The following is a 17,714-nucleotide window of genomic DNA, read 5'->3' on the forward strand; positions in this document are numbered from 1 at the left end:
TGAACCGGGTGCGAAACCATGACGACGTGCGAGGCGCCCTTCACCACCACGGTCTCGCGCGCGCCTGCCCGCTGCGCCATGAACTGCATGGCGGCCGGGGGAATGTTCCGGTCGGCATCGCCATAGACGAACCACGACGGCACATGCTTCCACGCCGGAGCGGTCGAGGGCTCGGACAGCGCCTTATCCGCCACGGGACGCTGTCCCACCGCCATCAGCCGCGCCTGCGCTGCGGGCACGTCGGCCGCGAACTGGGCGGGGAAGAGTGCCTGCCGGATGTACAGGTCGTTTCCCCCGCCCGCCAGCGGGACCGGCGGGGCCAGCGTCGGGGCCAGCGTGCTGCCCGGGAACTTGCCGGTCAGGCCGAGCGCCGTCTCTCCCGCGTCGGGTGCGAAAGCGGCGACGTAAACCAGTGCGGTGACATTGCCCGCCCCTTCTGCCGCCTCGCTGATCACCGATCCGCCATAGGAATGGCCCACTAGCACGACCGGCCCGGCGATGGCTTTCACCACCCCGGCCACGACGTCGGCATCGGCACGCACGCCGCGCAAGGTGTCGGGCGCGGCGACGACGGTGTAGCCGTCGTGCTGAAGCGCGACGATGACGCCGTTCCAGCTTGAGGAGTCGGCAAAGGCGCCGTGGACCAGCACCACGGTGGGTTTCTGCGGCTCCAGTGAAGTCTGCACCTGCGCCTCAGCGCTCGGCGCAAGCAGCCCTGCGGAAAGCGCCAGTGCGCTTGCGATGATGGTTCTCATGGATGTTTCCTTTCGCTTCAGGCCGCCAGCGCCACGACGGTTTCGATGTTGCCCTTCACCGCCTTGGAATAAGGGCAGGTGCGATGTGCCGCCTCGATGATCTGGCGCGCGAGTTCGGGAGCGAGGCCCGGCACATGGACGTCGAGACGCGCGGCCAGCGCATAGCCTTCCGCGCTGTGACGCAGTTCCACGCGCGCGTCGATCGCCAGCGCCTCGGGAAGATCAATACCCTTCGCCTTGGCTGCGATCGCCATGGCTCCTTCGAAGCAGGCCGACCAGCCGGCCGCGAACAGCTGTTCGGGATTGGTGCCCGCGCCCGAAGTGCCAGGAGTGGACAGCTTGAGGTCGAGGCGTCCATCGGAGCTGCGCGCGGCACCTTCGCGCCCTCCGGTGACGTGGACGTGCGCGGTGTAGAGGGTCTTGCTCTCGGTCATGTGTCTTCTCCTTGGAAATGATGGGGTCAGCGCAGGGAACGGAAGGCGGCGCGCACTTCGCGGGCGAACAGCGCAGGCTGTTCCCAGGCGGCAAAATGGCCGCCGTCGCTCGCTTCGTTGAAATAGAACAGGTTGGTGTAGCATCGCTCCGCCCAGCTTCGGGGGGCACGGAAGATCTCGCCGGGGAACACGCTCACCGCCACCGGCAGGTCGATCACTCCGCGCGCATTGAAGTTGTTGGAGTGGTCTTCCCAGTAGATCCGGGCTGCCGACGCGCCCGTCCCGGTCAGCCAGTAAAGCGACATGTCGTCGAGGATTGCGTCGCGGCCGAGCACGCGCTCGGGCTGACCGTCGCTGTACGTCCACTGCGCGATCTTCTCGTACATCCACGCGGCCATGCCGACGGGCGAATCCACCAGCGAATAGCCGATGGTCTGAGGGCGCGTGTTCATCATCGCCGCGTACGCCGCATTGTCGCGATAGAACGCTTCCAGTTGATCGAAGGCGGCGCGCTCCTTGCCGGAAAGGCCGAGGGGGGGCGGATCGCCTGCGGCAAGGGTGCGCGCGATGTCGGCCGGCACCACCGCAGGCATGTTGAGGTGGATGCCCAGCAGTCCCGGCACTGTCTGCAAGGCCATACGCTGCGAGATCACCGATCCGCAGTCACCGCCCTGGCTGACATACCTGTCGTAGCCCAGCCGCAGCATCAGCGACGACCATGCCCGCCCGATGCGGTCCGATCCCCAGCCGGGCACTTTCGGCTTCGCGGAAAAGCCGAAGCCCGGTATCGAGGGAATGACGAGGTGAAACGCATCCTCCGCACTGCCGCCATGCGCGGCGGGATCGGTGAGCGGGGCGATGGCGTCAAGAAACTCCAGGATCGACCCCGGCCAGCCATGGGTCAGGATCATCGGCAAGGCATTCTCGTGGCGGGAGCGAACGTGAATGAAGTGAATGTCCTGCCCGTCGATCTCGGTCATGAACATCGGCAGGGCGTTGAGCCTGGCCTCCACCTTGCGCCAGTCGTAGCCATTCGCCCAATAGCTCATGAGCGGTTGCAGCGTCTGGCAGCGCACGCCCTGACCGTCGTCGCTCACCGGCTGGGGATCGGCCCAGCGGGTCTCGGCGATGCGGCGCTTCATGGCGGCGATGTCCGAGCCGGGAATGGCGATGCGGAACGGGCGTACGTTCCCGCTCGCCGTCGCTGCCCGCGCCATGCCGGGCACGGCGGCCATCGCTCCGGCCAGGGCGGTTGCAGCAACGAAGCTGCGCCGGGATGTGGAATGTCCTGCAAACATGAATCTGTCCTCCACCGATCATTCGATCCGATGGCGGCAGGATATGAGCGATGCCTGCGGGACGCCCGTTAGCTGGCGTAATGCCGTGTTAGCGCCTGACTGGTCGCGGTCCGGGCACCGCAGCTGTCAGGTGCTAACGCCGCCCGTCAGCATCTGGCGTGAAGCTTCGTACGGGGCGCCGTAGATTGCCTGCATTCGCAAGACGCAGAACCGAAAAAAGGCATCCGCCATGACTACGAACCGCTCCACAGGCTTCATCGCCGCCGCCCTGCTGGCAGCCGTCGGCACCACCGCCGCATGCTGCCGCGAAGCCTTTGCCACGACACTCGCCGGTGAGGACGCGATCACTTCCGCGGCCGCCGATGCCGCGCCCCGCCCGGTGCAGGTGCTCGAAGGCGCCAAACCCTGGCTGACGGGAAGCGCGCCGTCGCTGCGGGGCAAGGTGGTTCTCGTCAACTTCTGGACGTATTCCTGCATCAATTCGTTGCGGGCGCTGCCCTATCTGCGCGCGTGGAACGAACGGTACGGGGACAAGGGCCTCCAGATCGTCGGCGTCCACGCACCCGAGTTCACCTTCGAACGCGATCCGGCCAAAGTCCGCACGGCCACACGGGACCTGGGCGTCGATTATCCCAACCTCCAGGACAACGGCTATGCCGTCTGGCAGGCTTTCGGAAACGAAGGCTGGCCCGGTTTCTACTTCATCGACGCCGCGGGGCGGGTACGCGGCTACCGGGTCGGCGAAGGCAACTATGCCGAGGCGGAAGGGCTGATACGCAAGCTGCTGGCCGAAGCCGGCCATGACCTGTCGGCCGTTCCGCCTGCTTCGATCGCTTCGACCGGGGTGGAAGCACAGGCAGACTGGTCCCAGCTGCGCTCGCCCGAGACCTACATCGGCTATGCCAAGGCGCAGGGGTTCGCCGCTCCCGGCGGCACCGCGCGCGATGCCCCGCGCGTCTATCAGCCCGTGTCCTCGCTGTCCCTCAACCATTGGGACCTTGCCGGAAGCTGGACCGTGAAGCGTGAATTCGCGCGGCTAGACAAGGCGGACGGCGCCCTCCGTTTCCGCTTTCACGCACGCGATGCGCATGCAGTCCTTGGCGCGCCTGCCGATGGACAGCCGGTCCGCTTCCGGGTGACGATCGACGGCAAGGCGCCCGGCGCCGATCATGGCACCGACACCGACGCCGAGGGGTGGGGTGTGGTCCGTCAGGACCGTCTCTACCAGTTGGTGCGCCAGCACGGCCCCGTCATCGATCGCACGGTACGCTTGGAATTCGCCCGCCCGGGTGTGCAGGCCTATTCGCTAACCTTCGGGTGATCCGCCCCGGTTCTCGACCCACGATTGCCCCTCCCATGCCCGGCGGCCATCGTATAGATAGCCACATCTTGCCTCCTTGCGGCAGGATAGCGCGTGGCATTGGGGCAGATCGACATAGTGGCGGACTTTGAAAGTCAGGGACTCGGCGAACGGATCGCTTTCGGTCGTTTCTGCGTTCATCCCGGCAAACGCCTTCTCACGAAGGACTCCCGGCCCATGGAGATCGGCGGGCGCGCGTTCGATCTGCTCATGGCCCTGATCGAGCAACCCGGCCGCGTACTGTCCAAGCGCGAACTGCTCAAGCGCGTGTGGCCTGACGTCGTCGTGGAGGACGGCAGCCTGCGGTTCCATATGGCGGGCCTGCGCAAGCTGCTGGGCGAAGGTTCGGACGGCGGCGACGCCCGCTTCATCGCCACGCAGGTAGGGGTGGGCTATGCCTTCGTGGCTCCCGTCGAGCGGCTTGGACTGGAACCGCCACTGCCGGACCGTGCCGTCACCATGCCAGCGCCGCCCGAGGCGCAGGTCGGCGGGACTACCAATATCCCTCCGCCGCTACCGCACCTGATCGGCCGCGAAGGGGACCTCGATCTGCTGATCGCCCGCGTGGCCGACATTGCGCTGTTCACCGTCGTCGGCCCGGCCGGCGTCGGCAAGACCTCGCTCGTGATCGAGATCGGGCACCGGCTGACCGCGCGATTCAACGGGCGGGCCGTCTTCGTCGATTTCAGCATGCTGGAAAACCCGGCGCTCGTCCCGACGATGATCGCGGGAGCCATGGGCGTATCGGTGCAGAGCGGCGATCCGGCCGCGGCGATCATCGGCCATTGCGGCAGCGACCCGTTCCTGCTCCTGCTCGACAATTGCGAACATGTGATCGACGAAGCCGCCCGGATCGCCGAGCGCATCGTCGAACAGGCGCCGCACGTCCGCATCGTCGCGACTTCGCGCGAGCCGCTGCGGGTTCGCGGCGAGCACGTCCATCGGCTGGATGCACTCGATTATCCGCCGGACACGGACGCACTTACGCGCGAACAGCTGCTGGCCTATCCCGCGCTCCAGCTGTTCCACGAACGCGCGCGCGCTGCCGACAGCGCCTGGGAGATCGACGGGAACGAAGCCCGTCTGATCGCGGACATCTGCCAGCGACTGGACGGCATGGCCTTGCCGATCGAACTGGCCGCCGTGCGCGCCGCCACACACGGCATCGCCGCCACCGCCCGGCAAATCGGTGAGCGGTTCAGCCTTGCATGGTCGGGCCGCCGCACCGCGCAGCCGCGCCAGCAGACCCTGCGCGCGGCGCTGGACTGGAGCTACGATCTGCTCTCCTCGCAGGAGCGGGTCGTGCTCGACAGGCTGGCGGTCTTCGTCGGCCCGTTTTCGGTCGATGCCGCGCTGGAGGTGGTGTCCGACGCCGCGATCGGTTCGGACGAGGCTGCCATCGCGCTGGACGAACTTGCCGCCAAATCGCTCATCTCCGCCAATCGCGTTCGCGGCGCGGGCACGTACCGGCTACTGGAAATGACCCGTGCCTACGCGCGAGAGAAGCTGGCTGCACGCGGCGCCGACGATCATCGCACGGCCACTCGCCGCCATGCCCTGTTCTTCCTCTCGGAACTGGAAGCCCTGGCCGCGCAGGACAGCGCCGCATTCCAGGACGCCCGCGCCCTGCGCCCGCAACTCGGCAACATCCGCAGCGCGCTGGACTGGAGCTTCGGGCCGGCTGGCGACATCGGTCTCGCGGTGCGGCTTGCTGCGGCGAGCATGCCGGTGTTCCTCAATCTCTCGCACCTTGCCGAATGTCGCACCTGGGCGACCCGCGCGATCGCCGCGCTGGAACCGGCCCAGCGCGGCACGGTGGTCGAACTGGAATTGCAGGCCTCGCTGGGCATCGCCCTGATGTTCGCGCACAGCAACAGCCCCGAAGTGGGCAAGGCGCTGACCCGTGCGCTCGACGTCGCAGCCCTGATCGAAGACCATCGCAGCAGCCTGGGCATCCTGGCGCGGCTGCACATCTTCCATGAGCACGTCGGCGACTATGCCCGGACGATGGCTTGTGCCGAGCAAGCCATCGCCGTTGCCCAGGCGCTGGCCGACCCGGAGGCGCTCGCGATCGCCTACTCGCTTTCGGGCATCTCGCATTACCAGACAGGCGACCAGATCAGCGCCCGCCGCGATCTGGAACTGGCGCTGGAGAATAGTTCCGCCTCGCAGGGCGGCCGCTCGGTCGCCCACGGGTTCGACCATCGCAACCGCGCGAGCATCGCGCTGGCGCGCGTACTGTGCCTGTCGGGCGAGCCGGAGGCGGCGCGGCGCCTGGCGGAACGGACCGTGGCGGAGGCGGCCGCTCTCGACCATCCGGTCACGCATTGCATCGCGCTCATCTGTTCGATGTCGATCGACGTGTGGATGGGCGCGTTCACCCGCGCCCGCGAGACCTTGCCGGTCCTGCGCGATTGCGCAAGGGCCCATGCCCTGGCCCCGTATATCGCGGTGTCACAAGGCTTCGACGGCGAACTGGCACTGGAATTCGGACGTCACGCCGAGGCGGTGCAACTGCTGGAGGACAGCCTCCGGCAATTGCACGAAGCCCGATATGATCTGCTCACCACGCGCTTCTCGCTGGCGCTGGCGCGGGGTCTGGCCGCCGTGGGCAGGCTCACCGACGCGCGCCGGGTGGTGGACACATCGATCGCACGATGCATCGATACCGGCGAACGTGTCGCCCTGGCCGAACTGCTCAGGATCAAGGCCGCCGTCGCCAGCGCAGCGGGCGCCGTGGATGAGGCGCTTGCGCTGCTGGACGAGGCCGCGGCCATCGCCCGGTCGCAGGGCGCTCGCGCCTGGGAGATGCGCGTGGCCGCCGACCGGGCCGGGATGCCGGCCGGCGCGATCAGTCCGGGCGGTCCGGCAGCAGCGCGCTGAGCGCCTCGCCTTCGGGACCGCCGAAAACGGTCGCGCTGCTGACGTCCAGCCACCGCGCATGCGCAGCGCGGCGCTCGCCTTCCGCCTCGTCGAACGAAGCCAGCGCATCCGTGCCCAGCACCAGGTGGGCTGGCACATCCTCGCGCCTGGCCAGTTCGAGGATCACCTGCGCGATGCGGGCCGGGTCTCCCACCTCGTTGCCCGCGTAGGCCCTGATCCGCGAGAGCGTCGCGCCCACGCTGTCGGCGTAGTCGGGCAGCACTGCCGCGGCAGCGCCATGGCCAGCGGTCTGCGCCCAGTCCGTCCGCATCCCGCCCGGTTCGAGCGCCGTGATCCTGATGCCGAGATGGGCGACTTCGGCCCGCAGCACTTCGGTGAAGCCGCCGACCGCCCATTTCGCCGCCTGATAGGCCGACACGCCGGGCGTGCCTACCCGTCCGCCAACGGACGAGACGTTGAAGATGTATCCTTCGCGGCTGCGTCGCATGAACGGCAACACCGCGCGAGTCATGTTGACCACGCCGAACAAGTTGGTCTCCACTTCGGCGCGAAAATCGGCAGAGGACTTCTGCTCGAATGCCTCGAAGTGGCCATAGCCCGCGTTGTTCACCAGTACGTCGATACCGCCGAAGACCGCGACGGCAGCGGCAGCGGCCTCGGCAGTGCCCGTCTCGTCGGTTACATCGAGCGCGAAGGGCTCGAGGCGCTCGCCGTAAGTGATCTTGAGGTCAGCAAAGCTGGCCACATCGCGCGCGGTGGCGAGCACATTGCCGCCGCTTTCCAGCACAGCCGTCAGGACGGCGCGGCCAAGGCCGCGCCCGCTTCCGGTGATGATCCAAGTTTTTGTCATGTTATTTCCTTTTCGATGGCGGGGAATATTCAACGAGCAGGCTTCAGAATCGCGCGCGGTTCGAGGTACGCGTCGAGGCCATAGGCCCCGATCTCACGCCCGAGGCCGGATTGCCTGAAGCCGCCGAATGGTGCGTGGGGATCATGCGGCGCGCCGTTGATGACGACGCGTCCGGCCACCAGTTGCCGCGCGACCCGCATCGCGCGATCCTCGTCGGAAGACAGGACATAGGCCTGCAATCCGAAGTCGGAATCGTTGGCGATTGTCACGGCGTCGTCTTCGTCGTCATAGGCGATGACGCTCAGGACCGGGCCGAAGATCTCCTCTCGGGCGATACGCATGGTGTTCGTCACGTCGGTGAAGATCGTCGGCTTGGCGAACCAGCCTTTGCCCAGCCCCTCAGGTCGTCCCTCGCCGCCGGTCAGGAGCGTTGCGCCTTCTTCCTGCCCAAGCCGGATGTAGGACTGCACGCGCTCCCAATGCGCGGCGTTGGCCAGCGGACCGATGCGCACTTCCGGATCGGCCGGCGCGCCGACCTTGAGCCGTTCCGCTTCCACCTTCAGCCTTGCGGTGATCTCCGTCTCCCGAGAACGGGGCACGAGGATGCGCGAGCCTGCAACGCAGGCTTGTCCGCTGTTGGCGAAACCGCTCATCAATGCGGCGGGGATGGCGGCGTCCAGATCGGCATCGTCGAGTACGATGGTCGGGCCCTTGCCGCCCAGTTCCAGCACCAGCCGCTTCATCGTTTCGAGGGCGCTACGCTGGATGACCCTTGCCGCCGGGGTCGACCCGGTAAAGGTAATCAGCGCCACGTCGGGGTGCGCGGTCAGCGCCGCGCCGACCTCAGGCCCGGTGCCGTTCACGACATTGAGCACGCCCCTTGGCAGCCCCGCTTCGTGCAGGCATTCCAGCAGCACCTGCGTCTGGATCGCACTCTGCTCTGCTGGCTTGATCACGATGGTCGATCCCGAGCCGATCGCATGGGCCAGCTTGGTGGCAATGAAGCCGAAGTTGCTGTTCCACGGCGTGATCGCGCCGACGACGCCCAGCGGCAACATCGTTACCACGCTGGAACCTGCCGTCCGCTCGAAGGCATAGTTTTCGACCGAAGCGGCCATCACTTCGAAGATGGCGGCAGTGTTCTGCACCGAGAAGCCGGTGAAATAGGCCGGCGCGCCGTATTCCTCCGTCATTGCGGCGACAAGGTCGGCAGCGCGGGCCTTCACCGCGTCGCGCAGGCGGTGGAGCATGGCGATCCGCTGCGCCTTCGAAGTGCGGGACATGGCCGGAAACGCCCGCTTGGCCGCCGCCACCGCAATGCGCAGATCCTCCGCGTCTCCCAGTCGCACCGTGCCTATCCGCGCTTCGGTGGCCGGGTTGAAAAGGTCGAGGCATCGGGTGCCGTGCGGCGGCACGAAGGCGCCGTCGATGTAGATCCTGTCAATAGTGCGCATTGTCGTCTCCATTCGTCATCGACGATATGGCGCACGCCTCATGATCCGATTAGAAGCGCAATCGTAGACAGGCTGATGAGAGATATTGCGCAATGCCGAAAGCCAGTCTTGCCGAGCTGGAAGCCTTCGCCACGGTCGCACGCAGGGGCGGCTTTCGCGCCGCCGCGCGCGAGTTGGAGGTTTCCTCCTCCGGCCTGAGCCACGCGATCGCCGCGCTGGAAGAGCGCATGAACGTGCGGCTGTTCAACCGCACCACCCGCAGCGTCGTGCTGACCGCAGCAGGTGCGCAGTTCCTGGAGGAAATCCTCCCAGCCCTTGCTGCGATCGACGGCGCGATCGAAAATGCCGGAGAGCACGTCGGCGAGCCGTCCGGCGTGCTGCGGCTGAACATGGCCGCTGGCGCTGGACATTTCGTAATGGAGCCGTTGATCCAGGAGTACCTGAAGCGTTTCGCCCGGATGCAGGTGGAGATCGTCACCGAAGCCGCTCTGGTCGATGTCATCGGCAAGGGCTTCGATGCAGGTGTCAGGCTGCTGAATGCCATTCCGCCGGACATGATCGCGGTTCCCATCATACCGGACCTTCGCTTGGTTGTGGTCGGCGCGCCGGCCTATCTGCAGGGCCGTGCACCGCCCCTCGTCCCGCGCGACCTGCTGTCGCATGACTGCATCCGCTACCGTCTGGGCAGCGGGCGCATCTACCATTGGGAATTCGTACGAGACGGCGAGCGGATCGAACTGGATGTGCCCGGTCGCCTCATCGTCGATGACAGCGGCCTGATGCTCGACGCAGCCCTGAACGGCATGGGACTGGCCTACCTAGCGGAGCAAACCGTAGCGCCGCACGTCGAGGAAGGACGGCTGACCCGGCTTCTGGCAGACTGGATGCCAGCGGAACCGCCCTTGTGCCTCTACTATTCGGGGCGCCGCCAAGTCCCCGCCAAACTGCGCTTTTTCATCGATCTTGTCCGCAGCCATGCCAGGGAACTGAGACGTGCCTGACAGCGGCCTCGTTGCATCCTTTCGGTGATACTTGACTGATCGTTCCATAACCCCTATCTCGCACAGCATGGCAAGACCAAGGGAATTCGATCAGGACAAAGCGCTGAGCGCGGCCATGGCGGTATTCCGTGAATATGGCTTTGAAGGGACGTCGGCCGGGATGCTGGTCGAAGCGATGGGCATCGGGCGGCAAAGCCTTTACAACACGTTCGGCGACAAATGGCAGCTCTACCAGATGGCCCTGCGCCGTTATGCTGCCGATGAAACGGGCGAGCATATCGCCATGCTGCAAAGCAAGCCACGTGCTCTCGATGGCATAGTGTCGATGGTAGATCGCGTCGTCGCCAATGCCCGGGATGCCTGCTTGGGGGTCGGCTCGATTTGCGAGTTCGGCCGCAGCCGCCCAGAACTGGTGGCAATCCGCGACACGGCTGACCGTGCCATGCGGACGGTCCTGACCGCTACCATAGCGCGGGCGCAGGCCGAGGGTGACGTGGCTCCGGATTTGGCGCCCGATACCATAGCCTCGTTCATCGTTATGAGCTTCTCGGGTTTGCGGATTGCCGCGCGCGCCGGCGCAAGTAACGAAGACTTGCGTACGCTTGGCGATCTGGCCTTGCGCGCCTTGCGATAGGCGCGGGCGCGCCTTTTTATTTGCCTTATTATGGAACGCTCATTCAACAAAGGAAACTGGCATGCAAGCGATTATGATGACCGGAACGGGAAGCGCGGAAGCGCTCGAACTCGTGGATGTACCAGAACCGCATCCGGCGCCCGGTCCGGGCGAGGTTCTCGTTCGGATTGCCGCTGCGGGCGTCAATTTCATGGATATCGGCGTCCGCCAGGGCATGGCCTGGACGGAGATGCCCAACCCCAAGATCTTGGGTGTGGAAGGCGCGGGACACATCATCGCGGTAGGACCCGACGTTTTTATGGCGGTGGGCCAGCGTGTCGCTTGGGTCTACGCGCCGGGCAGCTATTCAGAGAAGATCATACTGCCCGAAGCGGCACTCGTGACGATCCCTGATGAGGTGGACGACAGAACCGCGGCCGCGGTCATGATGCAGGGGCTCACGGCAAGCCATTTCGCCACCGATTTCCACCCGATGCAAGCGGGTGAAATCGCCCTCGTTCATGCGGCGGCAGGGGGAGTCGGGCTGCTGCTGACACAGATCATCAAGATGCACGGAGGGAGCGTCATCGGCCGGGTGTCGAGCGCCGACAAAGTAGCAATCGCGATGGAAGCGGGCGCGGACCATGTGATCGTGGACACCAAAGGCGATTTCGCTTCGCAGGTGCTGGCACTGACCGGCGGCGAAGGCGTGCATGTCGTTTACGACGGATCTGGGCCAACGACGTTTCAGGGATCGATCGATTCCCTGCGCCGCAGCGGTACGTTCTGCTGGTACGGCCCCGTCCTGGGCGGCCCGGGCCCACTCGACATCATGAGCCTGCCGCGAAGCATCAAGCTCGGCTACGCGACTTTCTTCGACCATATCCATAGCCCCGAACTGCTTCGCGAGCAGGCCGCGCGCCTGTTCGATTGGGTCGTGCGCGGAGATCTTAAGGTCCGGATCGGCGGCATCTATCCACTGGCGGATGCCTCTCGCGCGCACCGCGACATGGAAAGCCGGGGGACCACCGGCAAGCTGCTGCTGATCCCCTGATTTTCCCAAGCATCATTTTCCAGAAAGGAACTGCCATGAATATCGAACCCAATACCAAGACGGCTCTTGTCTTCGGCGGATCACGAGGCATCGGAGCCGCTGCCGTCAAGAGGCTGGCGCAGGACGGCTATGTCGTCGGCTTCACATATGCCAATAGCAAAGAGCAGGCCACGGCACTGGTCGAGGCTATCGCGTCCAAAGGGGGCGAAGCCCTGGCGGTCCGCGCCGACAGTGCGGACGCTAGCGCGATATCCGCAGCGGTGGTGCAGTTCATCGACCGTTTCGGAAAGATCGACCTCGTGCTCGTCAACGCAGGCCTGTTTCGCATGAATACGATCGATGCAGTCGGGCTGGATGAACTGGACAGCATGCTCGCCGTGAACGTTCGAGGCGTCTATCTCTCGATCCAGGCCGCCGCACCGCACATTGTCGATGGCGGCCGCATCGTCACGATCGGCAGCAATGTGGCGATCCGAACCGGCTTTCCCGGATCGAGCGTGTACCAGATGACGAAAGGCGCGGTCGCCGCCATGGTCAAGGGCGTGGCGCTGGATCTGGCGCCTCGCCGGATCACGGTCAACAATATCCAACCGGGTCCTACCGACACCGACATCAATGCGGACTCCATCGACATGCTGTCCCAGATGAGCCCGCTAAAACGTGTGGCAAAGCCGGACGAAATCGCTGGATTGGTGTCTTATCTGGCCCGCGAGGAAGCAGGATATCTGACTGGCGCCAGCCTGACAATCGATGGCGGCTTTACGTTGTAAGTGGCGTTTATCGGCCGCTTCGCACCCGTGCCTCAAGAAATGTGCCGGGCGTCAGCACCCGGCACTCACATTCCAAACATTTGCACGCATGAGTGCCCGCTCAAATCCGAGACACGCTGTTTTCGAAGTGTTCGCAAACGACCATTTTTCCTAAGCCCAGCCCATCACAGCCGACCCTTTGTGGCCGTTCAGCCATCGAATTTGCGTTCCCAGGTGCGGTCGGTCTGCTTACCCTGCTTGGACGCCCACGATGTGGTCGAGGAGAGACTGACAGGTTTACGTCGGATGGCCCAATGTGGCTACCGCTATAAGAAACACCTGATTTTCGTGCTGTGTCGCAATGACGCGCAATTTTCAGCTGTCCTATCTCTCGCGATGGCACTTTACAGATGATCCCAGAGTGCCCGCGTGGGTCGCCGACCCGTCGGGCGCGAACTGAGCCCCGCCCGGCGTAAGGTGCCATCGTTGCGCGGTCGGGCCAGATCAGCCTTCGGGTGGGGGCGATGCCTCGAGGGCGACACGGGCCGCCGCCCCTGTAAGATCGTGGCCGGACATGCCTTCGGCCACGAACTTGTCGAGCGCCGCCCACATGGCGGGCATCAGCGTGATCGCTTGCCCGCCACGACCGGACAACATCAAGAGGCCCATCGCCTGGGCATCGCGCAGCATCTGACGCACATGCGTGCGCGAGATGGCAAAGCGGCGCGAAAGGCCCTCGAACGAGGTCGGCCGCCCATCTTCGCTATCGAGCACAAGCTGGGCCAGTACCAAAAATCCCGCGTCGCGTGTGGCGAACAGTAGGATGGCCGGATTGCCCAGCAGCACCGTGGCCGAACGCGGGATGAAGGCAAAGGCAATGCGTCGCTGCGCCAGCTGAAAGGCACGGTCACGCGCAAGCGGGCGGCTATGGTCGTCTTGCGGATAAAGCAGGGCGAGCGGCCGATAATGAGCCAGCAGCCAGGCTTCGTCGTGGGCGAGCATGGCGGGCGAAGGGGTTAGCAGGCGCACACGCGCGTCGCCGGTCAGCGCGTTCTTCTCAACGAATCCCACTGACGCAAGCCGGGCAACAAGCTGCTCGATCTTGCGGTCGCTCGACTGGCCAAAGGGCTTGAGCACGCGTTTGAGGTTGGCAAGCGTGGGCCAGGTCGTGCGGTCGGCCGTATCGTACGCGGCCAGCAGGCAGATCAGTGCCCCGAACACCACCTGCCGCGCCCCTTCGAGCAGCAGTTTGTTGAGAAAGGCATCCTCGCCGTATAGCGCCAGGAGGCTTTCGAGATAGAGCCGGCGCGCCTGGGCGAAGTCGGGATGGGCCAGGATCGCTTGGGCGGTGCGATAGGGCACGCCGAATTCGGCATCATGAATGTGGTCGAGAGCAGGCTGACGGGTCATGCATGACTTTCTTTTCAAGACCGGCGTGTCAATTGCGGCCGCGCAGATGCACGCAATAATCTCCATTTCGCCCAGTGGTAAAGACGATTAGCAATATCGGGACACACGGCGCTTGAGCCTGCGCGCCTCGTGGGGGAATAGTCATGAATGTCCATGAAATAGCGCCGACCCAGGCAGGGCGGCGAATAGATACGCTCGACCTTTTGCGGGGTTTCGCCATCTGCGGCATCCTTCTGATGAATATTCCCGTCATGGGGGGTATCGGCTTTTCGCAAGGGTTGCCCAGGCCCATGCACTGGAATGCCGACTGGATTGCCATGGTTCTCCAGTTGCTGTTCTTCGAAGGGACGATGCGTGGGCTGTTTACGGTGCTGTTTGGCGCTGCGATGCTCCTGATGCTGCGTGGCGCCAATGGTGCAGGTTCCGACGGTGAGGAGCCGGAGGCCAGGCGCTTCGATGTCTGGGCGCGCCGCTGCCTGGCGTTGATGCTGATGGGTGTCGTGCAGTGGGCGGTGTTCCTGTGGCCCGGTGAGATCTTGTGGAACTATGGCCTTTGCGGCCTGTTACTGCTGGGTTTCCGGACTCTGCGGGTGCGTGCGTTGCTGGTCTGGGCCGGGGTGTTCCTGGCAGGCCTGTCTCTGGTGACCGCCGTTACGCGCTATGAGCAGGCCGATCTTCAGCGTACCAGCCTTGTCGCACAGGAAGCCAAGGCCGCCGGCCATGCCCTGAGCGAAGAGCAGAGCGAAGCGATCAAGCAAGTCGCAGCGATGCGTGCGATGATCCATCCCGATGCGGCAGCGGCCAAGGCCGAAGTCGTCCAGCGCACCAGTCTGCCGGGGGGCTGCGCTGGTCGCTGAACATGTGGGCTGAATTCAATCTTTCGGCGAAAGGCTGGGAGACGGTGGCCGAAAGCCTGGGCTTCATGTTGCTGGGCATGGCGTTGTTGCGCACCGGCACCCTGAGCGGCCAGGCGCGACCGGAGCTGTATTGGCGACTGGTGGCGATCGGTTATCCGCTAGGGCTAAGCTTGCGCGCGGTGGGACTGGCTTATTCGGCGCGCATGGGATTCGATATCGAGCCGGAGATGGCAATCCCCCTAGCCAACGCGCTCAGGGGCGGCTTTTATGAAGTTGCGCGTCTGGCGATCATGTTCGGGCACCTGGGGCTGATCGTTGGGCTTTATCAACGCGGCATGCTAGGCTTGGCTTGGCCGGTGCGTGCGATGGGGCGCATGGCGCTCACGATCTATTCGCTCCAGTCGATCCTGACCTCGCTGCTGTTCTACGGGTTCGGGCAGGTCGGTCATTTCGGCTTTGCCGCTATGGTGGGCATCGCGGTGGCCATCTGGCTGGTTACTTGCGCCTTTGCCGTATGGTGGCTTTCGTTCAACGCCATGGGGCCGGCAGAATATGTGCTGCGCCGCCTGGCCTACGGCGCGCGGCTCGGCCGCGGGCGCCAACTGACGGGGAGAGGCATGGAACCGGTCCATGCCGCCTAGAGCGGGCCAGGCCTGACAGGCTAATTAGTTGCGGAGATGGTTCCCACACACCTCAATGGCCATGACCCCTGAATGCACGAGATAGTTTCTACCAGCTTGCTTACTTGACAATAGATAAACTGCCACTCTGTACACATGAGAATAGGGGGATATTCATGCAGACCGATCGCCGAACCTTTCTGATGGCCGGTGGAGCAGCCCTTGCCATTTCGACGACCGGCCGGTTGATGGCGATGCCGGTCGCAACCAAGCCCATGGTCGCGCGCATCGAGCCGGCAACCGACAATTATTGGGGTACCAAGGTCACCGACAATTACCGTTGGATGGAAAACTCCAAAGACCGCGACTGGCTGCCTTTCCTGCGAACGCAGAATGATCATACCCGCGCGATGATCGATGCCATTCCCGGCCGCAAGGCGCTGGGCGAGCGCATCTCGGCCCTGTCCGGCGATGCCGCCACTACGTCGAAGGTCGTGCCAGCGGGCGACTGGCTCTTCTACGAGCAGCGCCCCGTGGGTGCGGACAATTTCAAGCTGTTCCTACGAGGCCCCGACGGCAACGTCCGCACTCTGATCGATCCCACCGTCATGAAGGTCGGCGACGCCCATGTCTCCCTCGACTGGTGGGAGCCTTCGTTCGATGGCAAACATCTGGCCTATGGCCTTTCTCCCGCCGGCTCCGAAGCGTCTGTGCTGCACATCATGGAGGTGGCGACCGGCACCATCCTGCCCGAACGGATCGAAAAGACCGATTGGGGCGTCACTGGCTGGCTGCCCGATGGCAGCGGCTTTTTCTACATCGCGTTCGTCAATGAGCGCGGCACGCCGCAATTCTACCTCAATGGCGAAAACCGGCTCCACATTCTGGGCACGGACCCCAAGACCGACAAGCTGATGGTGAAGCGCGGTCAGTGGCCGCAAATCCCGATGGAGGAGACACAGGCCGCCTTCATTGCAACAACCGAAGGCTCATCCTCAGTTCTGATCGCTGTGTTCGATAGTCGCACCGAAAAAGCACTGTGGACAGCGGACCTCGCTGATTTCATCAGCGGGAAGGGCTTGGTGAAGCCGGTCTGCGGCTTTGCTGACCTGATCGTCGCCCAGGCGGTCGACAAGGACGACCTCTATTTGTTGTCGAACAAGAGCAATGACCGTGGCCGCCTGCTCCGAACCTCGGCCAAGGCACCCGACCTCACCACCGCACATGAAGTGGTACCAGAGGGCGCGGCGGTGCTGGAAGACGTCCATGTGGCGCGCGACGGGCTATTCCTGTCTTTCATGGATGGCGGTATTCAGAGCCTGTCGCGTCTATCGGGGAATAAGGTGACGCCCATCGCCATGCCCTTTGATGGGGCGATCGACGGCGTGTTCACCAGTTCGGCGTTGGACGGCGCCTATCTCCGTCTGGCGGGCTGGCTGGAACCCAGCGGCATCTGGCGCATCGACACAGCGGGCAAGGTCACCGACACCGGCATCACGCCCCGGCCGCCCATCGACACCAGCCCTTATGAAGCAAAGCGCTCTTTCGCGACCGCAAAGGATGGGGTGAAGATTCCTTACACGCTCATCTATCGCAAGGGTATGAAGCGCAGCGGCGCCAATCCGGTGCTGGCGACCGGCTATGGTGCCTATCAATATTCGGCAACGCCGCGCTTCGGGGCCAGCCTGCTGCCTTTCCTCGATGCGGGCGGCGTCTATTGCAATGCCAATGTGCGCGGCGGCGGCGAATATGGGCGGGACTGGCACAAGGCGGGACAAAAGGCGACCAAAGCCAACACCTGGCGGGATCTGATCGCGGTGTGCGAAACGCTGATCGCCGACAAGGTCACCAGCCCAAAACATCTGGCAATCAGCGGCACGTCGGCTGGCGGGATCACCGTGGGCCGCGCGCTGACCGAACGACCGGAGCTGTTTGCGGCGGCGATTTCGGACGTGGGGTGGACCAACCCGATCCGCTATGTCGCGGAACAGAATATTTTTGACATCGACGAATGGGGGCCGATGGTGGACGCCGCCAGCTTCAAGATCATGTACGACATGGACGCCTATCAGGCGATAAAGCCCGGCACGCCTTATCCGGCGGTGCTATGCGTAACCGGCGCCACCGACCCCCGTGTAGCCCCTTGGCACGTCGCCAAGTTCGCCGCCCGTCTGCAGGCCGCAACATCCAGCCGCAACCCGGTGCTGCTGCGCGTCGATTTCGATGCCGGACATGGCGTGGGATCGACCCGCACCCAGCGTGATGCACTGGCCGCGGATATCTATTCCTTCGTGCTGTGGCGCGCAGGGATCAAAGCGTTCCAGCCGGTCTGAGGGAAGCCACGGGGACGACCGCGCCAACACTTCCACGGCTCCC

15 protein-coding genes are annotated in these 17,714 nt (G+C 64.6%); 9 read left to right on the forward strand and 6 right to left on the reverse strand.

The annotated features are described in order from the left end of the window. The 3 genes from ACYPYD_RS08325 to ACYPYD_RS08335 form a co-directional block, all read right to left on the reverse strand. Positions 1 to 755, reverse strand: a 755-nt coding sequence (locus tag ACYPYD_RS08325; RefSeq protein WP_459662770.1) for an alpha/beta fold hydrolase, incomplete at its 3' end; no start/stop codon positions are given. Between the two features lie 17 nt (positions 756 to 772). After that, on the reverse strand, positions 773 to 1,189 hold the full coding sequence (locus tag ACYPYD_RS08330) for an organic hydroperoxide resistance protein (RefSeq protein WP_459662771.1): 417 nt from the start codon (positions 1,187 to 1,189) through the stop codon (positions 773 to 775). Between the two features lie 26 nt (positions 1,190 to 1,215). Beyond that, entirely contained in the window at positions 1,216 to 2,487 is a 1,272-nt protein-coding gene (locus tag ACYPYD_RS08335) for an epoxide hydrolase family protein (protein WP_459662772.1), read from the reverse strand. Between the two features lie 229 nt (positions 2,488 to 2,716). Here ACYPYD_RS08335 and ACYPYD_RS08340 point away from each other — a divergent pair, with 229 nt between their 5' ends. Further along, positions 2,717 to 3,808 (forward strand): redoxin family protein, encoded by a 1,092-nt coding sequence (locus ACYPYD_RS08340; protein ID WP_459662773.1) that lies wholly within the window; start codon positions 2,717 to 2,719, stop codon positions 3,806 to 3,808. Between the two features lie 216 nt (positions 3,809 to 4,024). Then, complete coding sequence (locus tag ACYPYD_RS08345) at positions 4,025 to 6,730, forward strand: winged helix-turn-helix domain-containing protein (protein ID WP_459662774.1); 2,706 nt, start codon at positions 4,025 to 4,027, stop codon at positions 6,728 to 6,730. On the opposite strand, the gene ACYPYD_RS08350 is transcribed toward ACYPYD_RS08345, so the two are convergent. After that, the gene (locus ACYPYD_RS08350) at positions 6,699 to 7,580 is read right to left on the reverse strand and encodes an SDR family NAD(P)-dependent oxidoreductase (protein WP_459662775.1); all 882 of its coding nucleotides are present in this window, start codon (positions 7,578 to 7,580) and stop codon (positions 6,699 to 6,701) included. The genes ACYPYD_RS08345 and ACYPYD_RS08350 overlap by 32 nt on opposite strands. A gap of 29 nt (positions 7,581 to 7,609) precedes the next feature. Beyond that, the gene (locus ACYPYD_RS08355; RefSeq protein WP_459662776.1) at positions 7,610 to 9,034 is read right to left on the reverse strand and encodes an aldehyde dehydrogenase family protein; all 1,425 of its coding nucleotides are present in this window, start codon (positions 9,032 to 9,034) and stop codon (positions 7,610 to 7,612) included. 92 nt (positions 9,035 to 9,126) lie between these two features. On the opposite strand from ACYPYD_RS08355, the gene ACYPYD_RS08360 reads away from it, so the two are divergent. The 4 genes from ACYPYD_RS08360 to ACYPYD_RS08375 all read left to right on the forward strand — a co-directional run bounded on the left by ACYPYD_RS08360 (position 9,127) and on the right by ACYPYD_RS08375 (position 12,472). Then, complete coding sequence (locus ACYPYD_RS08360) at positions 9,127 to 10,035, forward strand: LysR family transcriptional regulator (protein WP_459662777.1); 909 nt, start codon at positions 9,127 to 9,129, stop codon at positions 10,033 to 10,035. A gap of 31 nt (positions 10,036 to 10,066) precedes the next feature. Continuing rightward, entirely contained in the window at positions 10,067 to 10,669 is a 603-nt protein-coding gene (locus tag ACYPYD_RS08365; protein ID WP_459662778.1) for a TetR/AcrR family transcriptional regulator, read from the forward strand. Positions 10,670 to 10,730: 61 nt separating this feature from the next. Next, entirely contained in the window at positions 10,731 to 11,702 is a 972-nt protein-coding gene (locus tag ACYPYD_RS08370; RefSeq protein ID WP_459662779.1) for a quinone oxidoreductase family protein, read from the forward strand. 35 nt (positions 11,703 to 11,737) lie between these two features. Further along, complete coding sequence (locus ACYPYD_RS08375) at positions 11,738 to 12,472, forward strand: SDR family oxidoreductase (RefSeq protein WP_459662780.1); 735 nt, start codon at positions 11,738 to 11,740, stop codon at positions 12,470 to 12,472. A gap of 483 nt (positions 12,473 to 12,955) precedes the next feature. On the opposite strand, the gene ACYPYD_RS08380 is transcribed toward ACYPYD_RS08375, so the two are convergent. Beyond that, positions 12,956 to 13,861 (reverse strand): hypothetical protein, encoded by a 906-nt coding sequence (locus ACYPYD_RS08380; protein ID WP_459662781.1) that lies wholly within the window; start codon positions 13,859 to 13,861, stop codon positions 12,956 to 12,958. A gap of 143 nt (positions 13,862 to 14,004) precedes the next feature. Between ACYPYD_RS08380 and ACYPYD_RS08385 the strand changes: the two genes are divergently transcribed. The 3 genes from ACYPYD_RS08385 (at position 14,005) to ACYPYD_RS08395 (ending at position 17,671) form a co-directional block, all read left to right on the forward strand. Continuing rightward, a complete protein-coding gene (locus ACYPYD_RS08385; protein WP_459662782.1) occupies positions 14,005 to 14,718 on the forward strand; it encodes a DUF418 domain-containing protein in 714 nt (237 codons plus the stop codon). Between the two features lie 2 nt (positions 14,719 to 14,720). Next, positions 14,721 to 15,359 carry a DUF418 domain-containing protein gene (locus tag ACYPYD_RS08390; protein ID WP_459662783.1) on the forward strand — a complete coding sequence of 213 codons (639 nt, stop codon included), beginning with the start codon at positions 14,721 to 14,723 and terminating at the stop codon, positions 15,357 to 15,359. Positions 15,360 to 15,514: 155 nt separating this feature from the next. Beyond that, a complete protein-coding gene (locus ACYPYD_RS08395; protein WP_459662784.1) occupies positions 15,515 to 17,671 on the forward strand; it encodes a prolyl oligopeptidase family serine peptidase in 2,157 nt (718 codons plus the stop codon). Positions 17,672 to 17,714 lie beyond the last annotated feature (43 nt).

This window comes from Novosphingobium sp. 11B (assembly GCF_054589055.1).

Coding starts and splice junctions, on each gene's coding strand:
- ACYPYD_RS08375 (WP_459662780.1), top strand. CDS start 11,738: ATGAATATCGAACCCAATACCAAGACGGCTCTTGTCTTCGGCGGATCA.
- ACYPYD_RS08330 (WP_459662771.1), bottom strand. CDS start 1,189: ATGACCGAGAGCAAGACCCTCTACACCGCGCACGTCCACGTCACCGGA.
- ACYPYD_RS08345 (WP_459662774.1), top strand. CDS start 4,025: ATGGAGATCGGCGGGCGCGCGTTCGATCTGCTCATGGCCCTGATCGAG.
- ACYPYD_RS08355 (WP_459662776.1), bottom strand. CDS start 9,034: ATGCGCACTATTGACAGGATCTACATCGACGGCGCCTTCGTGCCGCCG.
- ACYPYD_RS08395 (WP_459662784.1), top strand. CDS start 15,515: ATGCAGACCGATCGCCGAACCTTTCTGATGGCCGGTGGAGCAGCCCTT.
- ACYPYD_RS08350 (WP_459662775.1), bottom strand. CDS start 7,580: ATGACAAAAACTTGGATCATCACCGGAAGCGGGCGCGGCCTTGGCCGC.
- ACYPYD_RS08390 (WP_459662783.1), top strand. CDS start 14,721: ATGTGGGCTGAATTCAATCTTTCGGCGAAAGGCTGGGAGACGGTGGCC.
- ACYPYD_RS08385 (WP_459662782.1), top strand. CDS start 14,005: ATGAATGTCCATGAAATAGCGCCGACCCAGGCAGGGCGGCGAATAGAT.
- ACYPYD_RS08380 (WP_459662781.1), bottom strand. CDS start 13,861: ATGACCCGTCAGCCTGCTCTCGACCACATTCATGATGCCGAATTCGGC.
- ACYPYD_RS08340 (WP_459662773.1), top strand. CDS start 2,717: ATGACTACGAACCGCTCCACAGGCTTCATCGCCGCCGCCCTGCTGGCA.
- ACYPYD_RS08370 (WP_459662779.1), top strand. CDS start 10,731: ATGCAAGCGATTATGATGACCGGAACGGGAAGCGCGGAAGCGCTCGAA.
- ACYPYD_RS08335 (WP_459662772.1), bottom strand. CDS start 2,487: ATGTTTGCAGGACATTCCACATCCCGGCGCAGCTTCGTTGCTGCAACC.
- ACYPYD_RS08360 (WP_459662777.1), top strand. CDS start 9,127: ATGCCGAAAGCCAGTCTTGCCGAGCTGGAAGCCTTCGCCACGGTCGCA.